This is a genomic window from Massilia polaris, from assembly GCF_012927275.1.
Taxonomy (GTDB): domain Bacteria; phylum Pseudomonadota; class Gammaproteobacteria; order Burkholderiales; family Burkholderiaceae_D; genus Telluria_A; species Telluria_A polaris.
This window is the reverse complement of record NZ_JABBGG010000002.1, coordinates 78,765-92,841: the sequence shown is the minus strand read 5'-3', so window position 1 is coordinate 92,841 and position 14,077 is coordinate 78,765. Positions and strand designations below refer to the sequence as shown.

15 protein-coding genes are annotated in these 14,077 nt (G+C 64.9%); all 15 read left to right on the top strand.

The annotated features are described in order from the left end of the window. Positions 1 to 343: 343 nt before the first annotated feature. The 15 genes from HHL21_RS21570 to HHL21_RS04175 all read left to right on the top strand — a co-directional run bounded on the left by HHL21_RS21570 (position 344) and on the right by HHL21_RS04175 (position 14,050). Complete coding sequence (locus HHL21_RS21570) at positions 344 to 649, top strand: Flp family type IVb pilin (RefSeq protein ID WP_229496019.1); 306 nt, start codon at positions 344 to 346, stop codon at positions 647 to 649. Positions 650 to 718: 69 nt separating this feature from the next. Beyond that, the gene (locus HHL21_RS04240; protein ID WP_169464025.1) at positions 719 to 1,252 is read left to right on the top strand and encodes an A24 family peptidase; all 534 of its coding nucleotides are present in this window, start codon (positions 719 to 721) and stop codon (positions 1,250 to 1,252) included. Between the two features lie 106 nt (positions 1,253 to 1,358). Next, the gene (locus HHL21_RS04235) at positions 1,359 to 2,780 is read left to right on the top strand and encodes a DUF8689 domain-containing protein (protein ID WP_229496017.1); all 1,422 of its coding nucleotides are present in this window, start codon (positions 1,359 to 1,361) and stop codon (positions 2,778 to 2,780) included. After that, on the top strand, positions 2,780 to 3,646 hold the full coding sequence (gene cpaB, locus HHL21_RS04230) for a Flp pilus assembly protein CpaB (protein ID WP_169464024.1): 867 nt from the start codon (positions 2,780 to 2,782) through the stop codon (positions 3,644 to 3,646). Before HHL21_RS04235 ends, cpaB begins: the two co-directional genes overlap by 1 nt. 51 nt (positions 3,647 to 3,697) lie before the next feature. After that, the gene (locus tag HHL21_RS04225; protein WP_229496015.1) at positions 3,698 to 5,215 is read left to right on the top strand and encodes a type II and III secretion system protein family protein; all 1,518 of its coding nucleotides are present in this window, start codon (positions 3,698 to 3,700) and stop codon (positions 5,213 to 5,215) included. Positions 5,216 to 5,223: 8 nt separating this feature from the next. After that, the gene (locus tag HHL21_RS04220) at positions 5,224 to 5,517 is read left to right on the top strand and encodes a hypothetical protein (protein ID WP_206085586.1); all 294 of its coding nucleotides are present in this window, start codon (positions 5,224 to 5,226) and stop codon (positions 5,515 to 5,517) included. 14 nt (positions 5,518 to 5,531) lie between these two features. Continuing rightward, a complete protein-coding gene (locus HHL21_RS04215) occupies positions 5,532 to 6,974 on the top strand; it encodes a pilus assembly protein TadG-related protein (RefSeq protein WP_169464022.1) in 1,443 nt (480 codons plus the stop codon). Next, positions 6,971 to 7,453, top strand: a complete 483-nt coding sequence (locus HHL21_RS04210) for a TadE/TadG family type IV pilus assembly protein (protein ID WP_169464021.1) — start codon at positions 6,971 to 6,973, stop codon at positions 7,451 to 7,453. The genes HHL21_RS04215 and HHL21_RS04210 overlap by 4 nt, the downstream gene beginning before the upstream one ends. 10 nt (positions 7,454 to 7,463) lie before the next feature. Beyond that, on the top strand, positions 7,464 to 8,051 hold the full coding sequence (locus tag HHL21_RS04205) for a TadE family protein (protein ID WP_169464020.1): 588 nt from the start codon (positions 7,464 to 7,466) through the stop codon (positions 8,049 to 8,051). A 30-nt stretch (positions 8,052 to 8,081) separates the two neighbouring features. Then, positions 8,082 to 9,260 (top strand): CpaE/TadZ family protein, encoded by a 1,179-nt coding sequence (locus HHL21_RS04200; RefSeq protein WP_169464019.1) that lies wholly within the window; start codon positions 8,082 to 8,084, stop codon positions 9,258 to 9,260. Between the two features lie 16 nt (positions 9,261 to 9,276). Beyond that, positions 9,277 to 10,626 carry a TadA family conjugal transfer-associated ATPase gene (locus tag HHL21_RS04195; protein ID WP_169464018.1) on the top strand — a complete coding sequence of 450 codons (1,350 nt, stop codon included), beginning with the start codon at positions 9,277 to 9,279 and terminating at the stop codon, positions 10,624 to 10,626. A 15-nt stretch (positions 10,627 to 10,641) separates the two neighbouring features. After that, entirely contained in the window at positions 10,642 to 11,619 is a 978-nt protein-coding gene (locus HHL21_RS04190; RefSeq protein WP_169464017.1) for a type II secretion system F family protein, read from the top strand. A 10-nt stretch (positions 11,620 to 11,629) separates the two neighbouring features. After that, positions 11,630 to 12,571, top strand: coding sequence for a type II secretion system F family protein (locus tag HHL21_RS04185; protein WP_169464016.1), 942 nt, complete (start codon positions 11,630 to 11,632; stop codon positions 12,569 to 12,571). Positions 12,572 to 12,590: 19 nt separating this feature from the next. After that, positions 12,591 to 13,733, top strand: coding sequence for a LytR C-terminal domain-containing protein (locus HHL21_RS04180; protein ID WP_169464015.1), 1,143 nt, complete (start codon positions 12,591 to 12,593; stop codon positions 13,731 to 13,733). Between the two features lie 2 nt (positions 13,734 to 13,735). Then, the gene (locus tag HHL21_RS04175) at positions 13,736 to 14,050 is read left to right on the top strand and encodes a BON domain-containing protein (RefSeq protein WP_169464014.1); all 315 of its coding nucleotides are present in this window, start codon (positions 13,736 to 13,738) and stop codon (positions 14,048 to 14,050) included. Positions 14,051 to 14,077: the final 27 nt, after the last annotated feature.

Below are 14,077 nucleotides of genomic sequence, written 5' to 3'. Positions count from 1 at the left end.
GTCGTTCTCAGAAGTGTAATCAAGCATCCACGCATAGCCCAGGAACCACGCCCGTCAACGATTTTGCTAAGGCGCACCGAGAAGCCAAGCACAGGGCAATTCCAAAGAACAGTCATGCAGCATAATGGGTTTTTGCATATTTGGCAACTGCAGAGTTGCTTGCCAGTAAGGCCGATTCTACCGTCCTGCATGGCGTTGCGGTTAGCTGGGGAGAAACTTCTCCCAGATCAAGCCACATGCGCGCAAACGGCCTCGGCCGACCACGAAAACCGCAAACAAAAACAGCGAATAAAAATGCCGCATGGAAAACTTGCGCACAGTCAACTTGCCCTGTGGAATCGAAATGTATAGTGAACTCAATGGCGCAGGAATTGAAATCCAGCAAGTTAAGGAAAGCATTTACCGCGATCCGCTGCGCCAGGGCATGTGTTTTTTATTCACTCACAAGGAGTCTGTCATGCACACCCTTTCCACTGCACTGAAACAGTTCGTGAATGACGAAGGTGGCGTTACCGCCATCGAGTACGGCATGATCGCGGCGCTGATTGCCAGTGCGCTGGTGGTTGGCGTCACCGCGGTATCGGGCGGATTGACGAGCGCTTTTAACTACATTGCCGGCAAGATGAATGTTGGTGCTCCGCCCGCCTAAGCGGTAACTTCGCTTTCCGGGCAGGGCCCGGCCCGGAAAGCATTCTTCTACCCCGCCAGTGAGTTTGCCATGATCAACGCACTGTATCTTGATGGGTTCCTGATTGCGCTGGTACTGAGCGCTTGCCTGCACGACCTCGCGGCGCGCAAGATTCCCAACCGGCTGGTCCTGTGCGGACTGTTCAGCGCCGGTGTCCTCCACCTGGTTTCCGCTACCCCTTTGCAGTTTATTTCCGTTGGCCTGGCTGGTTGCGCCGTGGGCCTGCTCATCTTTCTTCCGCTCTACCTGCTGCGCGGCATGGCCGCCGGCGACGTCAAGCTGATGGCGATGGTCGGCGCCTTCACCGGTCCGATGCTGGCGCTGGACATCGCGCTTGCCACGTTTTGCGCCGGCGGCGTGATGGCGCTGGTGATGGTGGCCAGGCAGGGGCGCTGGCGCGCTTTCGTCGCCAACATGTGGATCCTGCTGCGTCCGCTCTGCATGCGCGCGGTCGGCATGCCGTCGGTGCGCGAACCGCTCCCGGCCGGCAGCGTGGGCGGCATGCCGTATGGCCTGGCGATCGCCGCGGCAACTTGCCTGATGCTGTCGATTCGCCACGGCTGATTTCGTCGTATGGCTTTGCTTGCTCTTCGTCAAGCGACCGCTTTCCGTGCTGGATAGAATTAATTGTGACTTACGGAAATGCGCTGGCGCTGAGAAGGGAACATCCATGATCGAAGCCGAACTGACCGCAGCGAGAACCGCCGACGCCAAGCGCGGCCAGGCCGGCCCGGCCGCCGAGCCGGTCGCGACACTGCCGCCGCAGCCCAAGACGGTGCGCGAAACCGGACTCGAGCTTTCGATGCTGCTTGAGCTCGCCGCGAAAGCCATGTATTCGGGGACCAGGACCCCGTTGCCGGTGCTGGCCGGGAAGCTGCGCCTGTCGATCGGCGTCATGCGCGAAGTGCTCGACGCGATGGTGGCCGGGCAGATGGCCGAAGCCGGATGGGGCGGCGACACCGACCTCGACCTGCAATACCATTTGACCGCGGCCGGCAAGCAGTGTGCCGCCGAATACCTGGCGCGCTGCCGCTACGCCGGTCCGGCGCCCGTCACCTTGCCAGCCTACCGCGAAGTCTGCCTGCGCCAGTCGACCCGCCAGGCCGGCGCGCCGCGCATCGGCGCCGCCGAGATGGCCGCCGCCTTTGCCGACGACCACCTGGATGCGGCGGTGTGCGAACAGCTTGGCGCGTCGCTGCAGTCGAGCCGCTCGCTGCTGCTGTACGGCCCTTCCGGCAGCGGCAAGAGCACGCTGGCGCGCAAGCTCGGCCAGCTCCAGCAAGGCCTGGTCGCGGTGCCGTACGCGATCCTGGTCGACCAGGACATCATCCAGTTTTACGATCCGCTGGTGCACCTGCCGCCCACCCTGGCCGCGCGCCAGGGCGAAAACCAGCGCAGCGTCGATGCGCGCTGGTCGCTGTGCCAGCGCCCGGTGGTCCAGGTCGGCGCCGAACTGAGCCAGGAAATGCTGGACCTGCGCTTCGACAGCGCCAATGGCGTCTACCAGGCGCCGCCGCATTTGATGGCCAACGGCGGCATGCTGGTGGTCGACGACCTCGGCCGCCAGCGCGTCGCCCCCGCCGACCTGCTGAACCGCTGGACTACGCCGCTCGAGGCTGGCAACGACCAGCTGACCGTCGATGGCGGCCACAAGATCGGCGTGCCGTTCGACGCCACCCTGGTGTTGGTCACCAATTACGCACCGCCGCGCCTGCTTGACGACGCCTCGATGCGCCGGGTCGGCTACAAGATCCAGGTCGGCGCGCTGACCGAGCAGAATTACCGCGCGCTGTTCCGCCACCAGTGCCGGCTGCTGCGCATCAGCCATGACGACGCGGTCGCCGAGCACTTGCTGACGCGCCTGCACGATCCTGCCGGGCGCCCCTTGCTGGCCAGCTATCCGCGCGAACTGCTGGGACGGATCTGCGACTTCGCCAGCTTTTCCGGCATCGCGCCGCGGCTTACCATCGCCACGCTGGAACAGGCCTGGGTCAGCATGTTTGCCGGCTGCGCCCATGGCCACGCTTCACCTTCCTTGCCACCCGCCCCGTATAACGCCTACGGCTCCGATCCCTTGCTCGAGAGAATCTGATGAAAAACAAGCGCGCGATCATAATGATGGCGGTTGCGATCCTGTTCGGTATCGCCGCCGTGGTGCTGGCCTCGCTCTGGCTGGCCCGGCAATCGGCCAACAGTGCCCAGCGGGTGGTGGTGGCGGTCGCCGATGTCGGCCGCGGACAGAAACTGCTGCCCGAGATGCTGAAGCTGGAAGAAATCAGCCTCAAGAGCCTGCCGAAGAATGCCTTCACCGACTTTTCCAGGCTGGCCGACCGCGTCCTCAAAAGTAACGTGATGCGCGGCGAGGTGCTCAGCGAGGACAAGCTGGCGCCGCCCGGCACGGTGGGCGGGCTGTCGGCCATGATCACCGAGGGCAAGCGTGCGATCACGGTGCGCGTCAACGACGTGATCGGCGTGGCCGGGTTTGCGCTGCCGGGCAATTACGTCGACGTCATCGTGCACCTCGAACGCGAACCAACCGAGGCCGAGCGCAACGCACGCGGCGCGCTGCAAGTGTCGAAAATCGTGCTCGAACGCATCCTGGTGCTGGCGGTCGCCCAGGAAGTCAGCCGCGACGACACCAAGCCGCGCGTGGTCAACGCCGTCACGCTCGAAGTCACGCCGCAGCAAGCCGAACACCTCGACCTGGCGCGCAGCGTCGGCACCCTGTCGCTGGCGCTGCGCAACCAGATCGATCCGAAATCGCCGGCCACCCCCGGCGCCACCAAACGCACCTTGCTCGATGATCTGGCCGCGCCGCCGGCGCTGGCGCAGGCCAAACCGGTCGCGCCGGCCAGGCGTGCCGCGCCCAGGCCGCGCGTGATGACAGTGGCGGCGCCCGTCAAACGCGACTGCGTGGCGGTGATCATCGGCGGACGCAGCGCGCAGGAATGCTTCTGAAGCCGGGACGACGGATTTTTCCTTACGCAAGACTTTTTCAGGATGAGCGATATGGACAAAGGCATCGGGCAGCACACCACGTGCGCAGTGCGGGCAGGCGCAATGGCCGTCATGCTGGCACTGGCGCACGGCGCAGCCGCGGCGCAGGCCCAGTCTGCCGCAGCGGCGAAAGGACAAGCGCCGCGCGCCGAGACCAGCCCGCGTTGCAGCGGCGAAGCCGCGCGTCCGGGCAGCATGGCGCTGCAGGTCGGTAAATCGAACCTGATGCGCTTGCCGGAACCGGTACTGCACCGCAGTGTCGGCAACCCGGGCATCGTGCAGTCGATGCTGGTCGCGCCCGATACCTTGTACCTGGTCGGGGTCGACATCGGCACCACCAACATGATCATCCAGGGCAAGGGCGGCTCGTGCAGCGTGATCGACATCACGGTGTCGATGGACCCGACGGCGCTGCAGGCGACCCTGGCCAGCGTCATGCCCGAGGAAAAGAACATCCGCGTGCAGGCCGCCGCCGATTCGCTGATCCTGACCGGCGACGTGTCCGATGGCGCTGCCGTGGCGCGCGCCAACGACCTCGCGCAGGCCTTCGTGCGGCGTGCCCAGCGCCCCCTGGCACAGAAGAGCGACGACAAGGATGCGGCGCCCGCGCCCGGCGCCGCTGCGGGCTCCGGCGCGCGCATCGTCAACATGCTGTCGGTCAGCGCCCCGCAGCAAGTGATGCTGGAGGTGAAGATCGCCGAGGTGTCGAAGACCTTGCTCGAACGGCTGGAAGCGGGCACCACCCTCAAGTTCAATCATGGCAGCTGGGCGACCACCTTGCTGTCGAATTTCCTGACCGGCACCGCGCGCGGCCTGCTCGACGCCCGCAAGACCAACGGCAACCAGCTGACCCTGGAAGCGCACAAGCAGGATGGCCTGGTGCGCATCCTGGCCGAGCCGACCGTGATGGCAATCAGCGGCCAGGAAGGAAGTTTCCTCGCCGGCGGCAAGATATTCATCCCCGTCGCCCAGGAGAACAACCGGATCACGCTGGAAGAAAAGGAGTTCGGCGTGGGCCTGCGTTTCACGCCGACCGTGTTGTCGGGTGGCCGCATCAACCTGCGGGTGGCGCCGGAGGTATCGGAAATATCCCGCGAAGGCATCGGCATCAGCGCGGCCGGCTTCACCGGCGGCTCGATTCTTCCGCTGATCACGACGCGCCGGGCCAGCACCACCGTCCAGCTGTATGACGGCCAGAGCTTCGCCATCGGCGGCCTGATCAAGAACAACCGGGTGAACAACCTGAAGGGCTTGCCCGCGCTGGGCGAAGTGCCGGTGCTCGGCGCCCTGTTCCGCAGTACCGACTATCAGCAGGACCGCACCGAGCTGGTCTTCGTGGTGACGGCCCACCTGGTCAAGCCGCTGCCGCCTGATTTCACGCTGCCGACCGACAAGCTGATGCCCGCCGGACGCGCCGAGTTCCTTCTCGGCGGGAAGATGGAAGGCCGCGCGCCGGCAACCGACGCCATGCCTGCGGTGCCGGCATCGGCGCCGTCGGCCGAGGCCGCGCGCGGGTTCGAACTTAAATAGGAGGCGCCATGGATACCCGACTTTGCAGCATCTCGCGCAGCTTGCCGCTGCTGGCGCTGGCCGCCACCCTGGCCGCGTGCGCCGAAACCACCCCGCGCTGGGACAGCAGCTTCGGCAACTCGGTGCGCAGCGCTTTCGCGGCCCAGGTGATCAACCCGGCGGCCGCGCGCAACACCAAGCCGGTCGGCGGCATGGATGGCCGCGCCGCGATGACGGCGCACAAGAAGTACGAGAGCGGGGAAGCGTCGCAGGAGCCATCGGCCGCGCCAGCGACCTTGATGATCGGCAGCACGACAAAATGAAAACCGCTCGCCACATGCATCCATCTGTTCGCCGCCGGCGCGGGTCGGTGGCCGTGATGTATGCGGTTTTGCTGATTCCGATCATCGGCTTCACGGGGCTGGCGCTCGACCTGTCGTTCGCCTACACGCGCCGTACCGAGATGCAGAGTGTCGCCGATGCTGCCGCGCTGGCCGCGGCGCGCGCGCTGGATGGCACGATGGCCGGCATCGAGGCGGCCAAAACGCAAGCGCGCACGGTCGCCCAGCGCCACAAATACAGCCTTGGCAGGGCGATCGTATGGACCGACACCGCGCTGCGCTTCAGCGACGATCCAGCTAAGCCGGACGGCGACTGGCTGGCGGCTGGTTCCGTCAACGCCGCCATTGCGGCCAATATGTACTACGCAAAGGTCGATACGCGCGAGCTGGGTGAACAGGGCCAGGTCGATGTTATTTTCGCGCGCGTGCTTGGCAGCGCGATGGAGCAGATGACGATTGCGGCACGCGCGATCGCCGGACGAACCGGGGTCCAGGTGACGCCGCTGGCCGTCTGCGCGGTTAACAATACCCAGGTGTCCACGCGCGATGTTGTAAAGGGCGCAGTGGTTGAAAAGGAGCTGCTGCACTACGGATTCCGGCGTGGCGTCAGCTACAACCTGCTGAACCTGAACCCGCATGGCAGCAACCCTGTCAGCTACCTGGTCAATCCGCTGGATTTTCCGAACCGGCCCGAGGATGCGAATAACCGCTCGCTTGCCGTGGCAAGGCCGTTCGTCTGCAGCGGTTCGATCGCGACAAGTAACCTGCGCAGCGGAGCCATGGTGTATGTCGCCAATCCGTTCCCTCCGGCGCTCGCCACTGAACTCAATTCCCGCTTCTCCGATTACACGGGTTCGAGTTGCAACAGGGTGCCGGCCCCTCCCGACCGCAACATCAAGGAATACCGCGCATGGTATTTCGGATGGTGGATGAATTCCACGGGCGCCATCAACAGCAGCGCGGAGCCGCATGACATCGGGGGGGCGAAGCTGACGATTGCCGACCAGTCCAGTGCGGTCGTCGGGATTACCAAGGCGAGTTACGGGCCGTTGTGGGCGTTTTCCAAGGCCGTCAAGTATGACAGCGGCGCACCTGATGGCGTGGGCGCGCCGTTCCTCATGGCGGACTGGAAGTTCCTGTACCCGGTCGGATCGGGTACGGAAGTGATAAGCACACATGCTGATACGCTGGCCAGTCCATACGCGAGCAACAACGCACCCCACCGTGCAGCACCGCCTGTCGTGTTTCTTCCGCTGCGGCGCGTGCTCAATATCCCTGTGCTGGAATGCCCCGTGGCCGGCAGCTCGGCAAAGGTGCTGGCAATCGGCCGCTTTTTCATGAGCTCGCGGGCCGACGCCAGCGCCTCCGCCGTGTACGGCGAGTTCGGGGGGCTGGCACCCGATGCCGAGCTGGCGGCGACAGTGGGGCTATTCCAATGAACGCATATTTCCAAGGCTTCCAACGCCGCCGGCAGCGCGGAGCGGCTGCGGTCGAACTGGCGCTCATCCTGGTCTTTTCAGGTTTCCTGCTGCCGGTGGTGTTCTTGTTTTCCCGCGTCTTCTACCACTACAGCGTGATCAAGCAAGCCACGCAGGATGCGGCCAATTACATGGCCACAGTGCCGCGCGTCGAGATGATTACGCCGGCAGGAATGGCGCTGGCCCAGGTGCGCGCCAGGGACATCGTCGAAAATGCCATCGCCGAGGCAGGAATCAAACCGCCGGAAGATCTGGTTATTGGCGTTCGTTGCAATAACGGCGGTAATTGCAACGCCGCGATCGCCGTGGAGGACGTGCGCGTTGACGCTGATTTCACGCTGATAGACGCATTCTGGCAAGACACCGGCCCCTGGCTGCCAGACACGTATGCCTCCAGCTGGACCTTCTCCGCAAGCTCGGACGCAATCTACCAGAACTAGGACTGCCGTCATGCCCCGTCCCCGTCCCCGTCCCCGTCCTCGTTTTGTCATGCACGGCGCCCAGCGCGGCTTTGCGGCCGTCGAGTTCGCCATGTTCGTGTTGGTCTTCTTCACGTACATCGTCGCGATCATGGAGCTGTCGCGCGCGCTGTTCCTGTGGAATACGATGACGGAGGTGACACGGCGCGCCGCCCGGGCCGCCGCGGTGAGCGCATTCGATGCCGCATCCATCAATGCCATTCGCAGCCATGCGATGTTCGACTCCACCAGGCTGCCGCTGGCCGGCGACGTCACCGATGCGCACCTGGCGATCGACTACCTCCGCTCCGACGCCGAAACGCCTGTTGCCGCGATGCCGGGAAGCGCAGCCGAGAACCTGGTCAACTGCACCGCCAACCCGAACGGTACGAGCTGCGTTCGCTTCGTCCGGGTCCGCTTGTGCGTTGGCGGAGCGGAAAGCTGCTCGCTGATTCCTTACACCACCATGACCGGCCTGGACAGCTTCGTGCCGGGCTCGATCACGTTCCCCAGATTTACCACCATTTCGCCGATCGGGTCGCTGGGCCGCATGCCAAGCGTCGCCATTTCATCCCCATAAACGGCGTGCGATTTTGAGCAGAGGAATGCCATGAAAGCGTTGATCATCACCCGCGACAGCGATCTGCACGCGGAAATCGCGTCCCAGGGGACGGCGCGCGTGCCGCCTATCAGCCTGGCGGCCAGCCGCGCCAGCCTGCGCGAGGCGCTCGACCGACTGATGCCCGACAATCCCGGCGTGGTCATCATCGACGCCACTGACCCGGACATCCAGGACAGCGACCTGCTCGAGCGCCTGGCCAAGCATTATCAATCCTCCTGCTTCATGCTGCTCACGCGCGACCATCACCAGGACCTGCTGATCCGCGCGATGCGCGCCGGCGTGCGCGAAGTGCTGCAGCTGCCGCTGGTGCACCGCGCCTTCCATGAAGCGATGGACCGGGTCGCGCAAGCGGTCGGCGTCACCGACATGCGCGACGGGAAGGTACTCGCCTTCATCTCGTGCAAAGGCGGCAGCGGCGCGACCTTCATCTCGACCAATTTCGGCTACGCGCTCGCCACGCTGGCGGAAAAAAAAGTGCTGCTGATCGACCTGCACGGCCAGTTCGGCGACGCCACGCTGTACGTCTCGGACCAGAAGCCGGCGATGACGCTGTCGGACGTGTGCAGCCAGATCGCGCGCATCGACGGCCCCTTCCTCGACTCGTGCCTGGTGCACGTCACGCCGGGCTTCGGCATCCTCGCGGCGGCCGACGACCCAACCCACGCGGTCGACCTGAAGCCGGAACATATGGACACCATCCTGCGCGTGGCGCGCCAGCATTACGATTACATCGTGCTCGACGTCGGCCGCCAGATCGACGCCATCTCGCTGCGCGCGCTCGACAACGCGGACACCATCCACCCGGTGCTGCAGCTGGCGCTGCCCGACATCCGCGATGCGCGCCGCCTGCTCGACATCTTCCGCTCGCTCGGCTACCCGGTCGACCAGACCCGCCTGATCGTCAACCGCTACGAGAAGGGCGGCAAGCTGCGCCTGCAGGACCTGCAGAACGCCCTCGGCGCGGACGTCATGCATACCATCCCCAACGACTACGTCGCCGCGACCGACTCGGTGAACCAGGGCGTGCCGGTGCTCGAGCTGTCGCGCTCCAGCGCGGTCGCGCGCAGCCTGGCCGACCTGGTCGAACTGGTCACGGCGCGGCGCGCCCCGGAAGCCAACAAAGGCCTGTTCGACCGCCTGTTCGGCCGCGCCGACACCGACGCCTGAGATTACGGAGACTGTCATGACCCTGCGCGAACGCCTGTCAACAACCGACGAAGCCAAGACACTGGCCGCGCCCCTGGTCGCCGAGCCGGCCAACCACGCATACCAGGACCTGAAGAAGTCGATGCACCAGATGATCCTCGACCGGATCGACCTGGAGCGCCTGAAGCGCCTGACCACCGAGCAGTTCAAACACGAACTGGCGCTGCTTATCCAGCGCATCATCGAGGAAGAGCGGATCGTCCTGAACCAGAACGAGCGCCACAACCTGGTGCTCGACATCCAGCACGAAATGCTCGGCTTCGGCCCGCTCGAACCGCTGCTGAACGACGCGACCATCTCGGACATCCTGGTCAACACGCACGCCAAGGTCTACATCGAACGGCGCGGCAAGCTCGAGCTGACCGAGGTGACCTTCCACGACAACGCCCACCTGATGAAGATCATCGAGAAGATCGTTTCGCGCGTCGGCCGGCGCGTCGACGAGTCGAGTCCGATGGTCGATGCGCGCCTGCCGGACGGCTCGCGCGTCAACGCCATCATTCCTCCCCTGGCTGTGGACGGGCCGATCCTGTCGATCCGGCGCTTTTCGTCGACGCCGCTGTCGGTGCAGAACTTGCTCGACTACAAAAGCCTGACGCCGCCGATGGTGCAGGTGCTCGAGTCGCTCGGCCAGGCCAAGATCAACATCCTGATCTCGGGCGGCACCGGCAGCGGCAAGACCACGCTGCTGAACCTGATCTCCGGCTTCATCCCTGCCAACGAGCGGATCGTGACGATTGAAGACGCCGCCGAACTGCAGCTGCGCCAGCCGCACGTCGTCCGCCTCGAAACGCGTCCGTCGAATATCGAAGGCAAAGGCGAAGTGACGCAGCGCGCGCTGGTGCGCAACGCACTGCGCATGCGTCCGGACCGCATCATCCTGGGCGAGGTGCGCGGCGCCGAAGCGCTCGACATGCTGCAGGCGATGAACACCGGCCACGAAGGTTCGCTCGCCACCATCCACTCGAACACGCCGCGCGACGCGCTGTCGCGGCTGGAGAACATGGTCGGCATGGCTGGCGTCACGCTGACCCCGCGCGCGGTGCGCCAGCAGATTTGTTCGGCGGTGACGGTGGTGCTTCAGGTGACGCGCCTGACCGACGGCGCGCGCAAACTGGTCAGCATGCAGGAGATCACCGGCATGGAAGGAGAGATCCTCGCGATGCAGGAGATCTTCCGCTTCGAGCAGACCGGCGTCGCGGCCGACGGCAAGGTGCTCGGACAGTTCTGCGCCACCGGCGTGCGGCCGCGTTTCGCCGAACGGCTGCGCATGTTCGGCGCGCCGGTGCCCGATTCCGCGTTCGATCCATCGCGCGTCTACGAATAACCGGCGGGAGCCAGCATGGACTCAATCTATTACGGTTTCGCGGTACTGCTGTTCGCCGCAGTGATCCTCCTGGTGGAAGGCGCCTACCTGTGGTGGAACAGCACCCATGGCAGCGAGGCGCAGCGCATCTCGCGCCGGCTGCGCCTGATGTCAGGCGGCGTCGAAGGCGGGCACGGCGACGTGTCGATCCTCAAGCAGCGCCGCTACAGCAAGAACGACGGCGTCGACAAGATGCTGCACAAGATGCGGCTCGCGAATGCGATCGACCGGCTGATCCTGCAGGCCGGCGTGCGCTGGTCGGTTTCGCAGTTCCTGGCCGCGTCGGTCGCCATGACGCTGTCCGGGCTTGTCATGGTGCAGATGTGGGAGGTGCCGCTGTTGGCGAAGCTTGTCATTATTGCGCTCCTGACCAGCATTCCGTACGCGATGCTGCGCCGCGCGCGTCGGCAAAGGCTGATCAAGATCGAGCAGCAGCTTCCGGAAGCCGCTGACTTCATCGCGCGCGCGCTGCGGTCCGGCCACTCGTTCACCAACGTGCTGCAGATGGTCGGCTCGGAGCTTCCGGAGCCGCTGTGCGGCGAGTTCCGCGCGGCGCACGAAGAGATCAACTACGGCGTGCCGCTTAACGAAGCGCTGCACAACCTGGCCGACCGCATTCCGCTGACCGACCTTCGCTATCTCGTCATCGCGGTGCTGATCCAGCGCGAGTCGGGCGGCAACCTGGCCGAAATCCTCCATAACATCAGCCACATCATCCGCGAGCGGCTCAAGCTGATCGCGCAGGTGCGCGTGCTGTCATCCGAAGGCAGGATGTCGGCCTGGATCCTCGGCCTGCTGCCGTTCATCGTCATCATCCTGATGTCGATGACCAGCCCGCACTATGTCAGCCTGCTGTGGACCGACCCGACGGGCATCAAGCTGCTCTGGTACGGCGCTGGAATGATCCTGATCGGGGTCCTGTGGCTGCGCCGCGTGATCCACATCCGCATTTAAGGGGAAGCACATGACCGGCCCGCAAATCATATTCCTGACCATCGTCTTCGGCATCGTCTGCGGCCTGGCGCTGCTGGCCATGGTCATTTTCTCGCCGGGGTATTTGCGCATCCGGCTCGACACCTTCATGGGCAAGACGGAGCCGAGCGCGCTCGAAACCGGCGGCTGGGTCGAGAAGGCGGCCAAGGTGGCGCAGCCATTTTCGAGGCTGTCGCTGCCCGAGGATGGCTGGGAGAAATCGAGCCTGCGCACACGCTTCATGAATGCCGGCTGGCGCAACCCGGCCGCGGCGACCCTGTACTTCGCATCGAAATCGGTGCTGGCGCTGTTGTTCCCCAGTGCGGTTGCGCTGATGCTCGCGATCTCGGGAAGGGCGATGCCGGGGCAGCGCCTGCTGCTCCTGCTTCTCCTGGTGGCGGCGATCGGCTACTACCTGCCCAACGTCATCCTGCGCCAGATCGCATCGCGCCGCCAGCGCGAGATTTTCGAAACGATTCCCGATGCGCTCGACCTGCTGACGGTTTGCGTCGAGGCGGGCCTGAGCCTCGAACGCGCCCTGATCAAGGTCGCCGGCGAGATCCACATTAAAAGCGTCACACTGGCCCAGGAGCTGCAGCTGGTACTGATGGAGATGCGGGCCGGCTTCACCAAGGAGAAAGCGCTGCGCAATTTCGCGCTGCGCAGTGGCGTGGAAGACGTCGATACGCTGGTCGCGATGCTGATCCAGTCGGAGCGCTTCGGCACCAGCATGGGCGACTCGTTGCGCGTCCACTCGGACAACCTGCGCACCAAGCGGCGCATGGTCGCCGAGGAGACGGCCGCCAAGATCGGCCTCAAGCTGCTGTTCCCGCTGATCTTCTTTATCTTTCCCACCTTGCTGATGGTCCTGATCGGGCCCGCCGGAATCCAGATTGCCCGCGCCCTGCCTGCGATGACTGGCGCAGGCCAATGAAGTCGAGAAGGAGAATGCGATGAAAACGAAACTGAAGCGTTTGACGACGGTATGCGCCGGCGCATCCCTGTTTGCCGCGTGCGCCGATCTCGGACATCGTCCGATTCCCAACGAGCAGCGGCCGGCGTCGGCATCGGCTTCGGCCAGCGAGGCCTACGTGCTGGGGCGAAGCCTGCACATGGCGCGCCGCTTCGAGGCAGCGACCGCATCGTACATGACGGCGTTGAAGGCCGATCCGGGCCAAGTCAACGCGCGCAACGGGCTGGCGACGCTGTATGCGGAACAGGGCGAGTTCGCCAAGGCGATCCCGATCTGGCAACGGCTGACGCAAGAAGTGGATGGCAAGGCAGGGCCGGAAACCGCCTTCCTGTTCAGTAACCTCGGCTATGCGTACTTCCTCAACGGCGAATACGACAACGCCCTGTCGGCGCTGGAGAAAGCCTGCGTGCTCGACCCGCTCAATTACCGCGCCTGGAATCACCTCGGCAGCGCGCTGGACAAGCTGGGCCAGCCCGAGCGCGCGCAGCTGATGTACCAGCAGGCGGCCGCGCTGCGCGAGCATGACTTCAAGGCCGACTACGCGCTGGCGCAGCGCGCCGTCGCACCCGCCATCGAAAAGGCTGTCAACGCCAGCCCGCGCGCCGAGGACGCATGGGCGGCGACCGAAGTGCGCCAGCTTGCCAATGGCATGTTCGAGCTGCGCCGGATTCCGGCCGCCACGCTTGCGCGCCCGGAGGACACGCCGGCGCCGCTGCCGGCAAGCGCGGCGCCGGAAAAGGCGCTGCTCGAAATTCGCAACGGCAATGGCGTCAGGGGCATGGCCAAGGCCCTGTCGGCGATGATGGATCCGGACACGCTGCGCGTCGTGCGCCTGTCGAACCAGCGTCCGTTCGACGTGCGCCAGACGCGGGTCGAATACCAGCCACCGTTCCGCGAGGCGGCCGGACGCCTTGCCGAGAGCTTCGGCAACGCGGTTGCTGTCGAGGCGGGCAGCGTCAAACCGGCCAACATGCGGCTGGTGATCGGACGCGACATTGTCAACCGCAACTTCGCGCCCAAGCCGGTTGCCAAAGAGCTGCCTGCCACGTTTGTCCAGCATCAAACGGGCCCTGTCGGCGCGCGCCACAATGAGGAAGACCCCACCCTCGAACCTGGAGCATAGCCATGACACTCGCACGCCGCTTTAGCGCTTTCTTGTCCGCCCTGATGATACTCACACTGCTTGGCTGCGCACCGACCGAAAAACGGGTGGGCACTGGCCAATATATCGATGACACCGTCATTACGGCCAAGGTCAAGGGCGCGCTGGTCGCCGACCCGGAGCTCAAGGCCACCGAGATCCAGGTCGATACCTACAAGGGAACGGTGCAGCTCAGCGGTTTCGTCGCGGTGCCTGAGCATGTGCAGAAAGCGGAACGGCTGGTGCGCGACATTGAGGGTGTGAAGTCAGTCAAGAACGCCATCGCCATCAAAAAGTAAGCCGTCACGAACAACAAAGCCGCCTTC

Coding starts and splice junctions, on each gene's coding strand:
- HHL21_RS04190 (WP_169464017.1), top strand. CDS start 10,642: ATGGACTCAATCTATTACGGTTTCGCGGTACTGCTGTTCGCCGCAGTG.
- HHL21_RS21570 (WP_229496019.1), top strand. CDS start 344: ATGTATAGTGAACTCAATGGCGCAGGAATTGAAATCCAGCAAGTTAAG.
- HHL21_RS04235 (WP_229496017.1), top strand. CDS start 1,359: ATGATCGAAGCCGAACTGACCGCAGCGAGAACCGCCGACGCCAAGCGC.
- HHL21_RS04195 (WP_169464018.1), top strand. CDS start 9,277: ATGACCCTGCGCGAACGCCTGTCAACAACCGACGAAGCCAAGACACTG.
- HHL21_RS04180 (WP_169464015.1), top strand. CDS start 12,591: ATGAAAACGAAACTGAAGCGTTTGACGACGGTATGCGCCGGCGCATCC.
- HHL21_RS04205 (WP_169464020.1), top strand. CDS start 7,464: ATGCCCCGTCCCCGTCCCCGTCCCCGTCCTCGTTTTGTCATGCACGGC.
- HHL21_RS04220 (WP_206085586.1), top strand. CDS start 5,224: ATGGATACCCGACTTTGCAGCATCTCGCGCAGCTTGCCGCTGCTGGCG.
- HHL21_RS04185 (WP_169464016.1), top strand. CDS start 11,630: ATGACCGGCCCGCAAATCATATTCCTGACCATCGTCTTCGGCATCGTC.
- HHL21_RS04210 (WP_169464021.1), top strand. CDS start 6,971: ATGAACGCATATTTCCAAGGCTTCCAACGCCGCCGGCAGCGCGGAGCG.
- HHL21_RS04215 (WP_169464022.1), top strand. CDS start 5,532: ATGCATCCATCTGTTCGCCGCCGGCGCGGGTCGGTGGCCGTGATGTAT.
- HHL21_RS04225 (WP_229496015.1), top strand. CDS start 3,698: ATGGACAAAGGCATCGGGCAGCACACCACGTGCGCAGTGCGGGCAGGC.
- cpaB (WP_169464024.1), top strand. CDS start 2,780: ATGAAAAACAAGCGCGCGATCATAATGATGGCGGTTGCGATCCTGTTC.
- HHL21_RS04175 (WP_169464014.1), top strand. CDS start 13,736: ATGACACTCGCACGCCGCTTTAGCGCTTTCTTGTCCGCCCTGATGATA.
- HHL21_RS04200 (WP_169464019.1), top strand. CDS start 8,082: ATGAAAGCGTTGATCATCACCCGCGACAGCGATCTGCACGCGGAAATC.
- HHL21_RS04240 (WP_169464025.1), top strand. CDS start 719: ATGATCAACGCACTGTATCTTGATGGGTTCCTGATTGCGCTGGTACTG.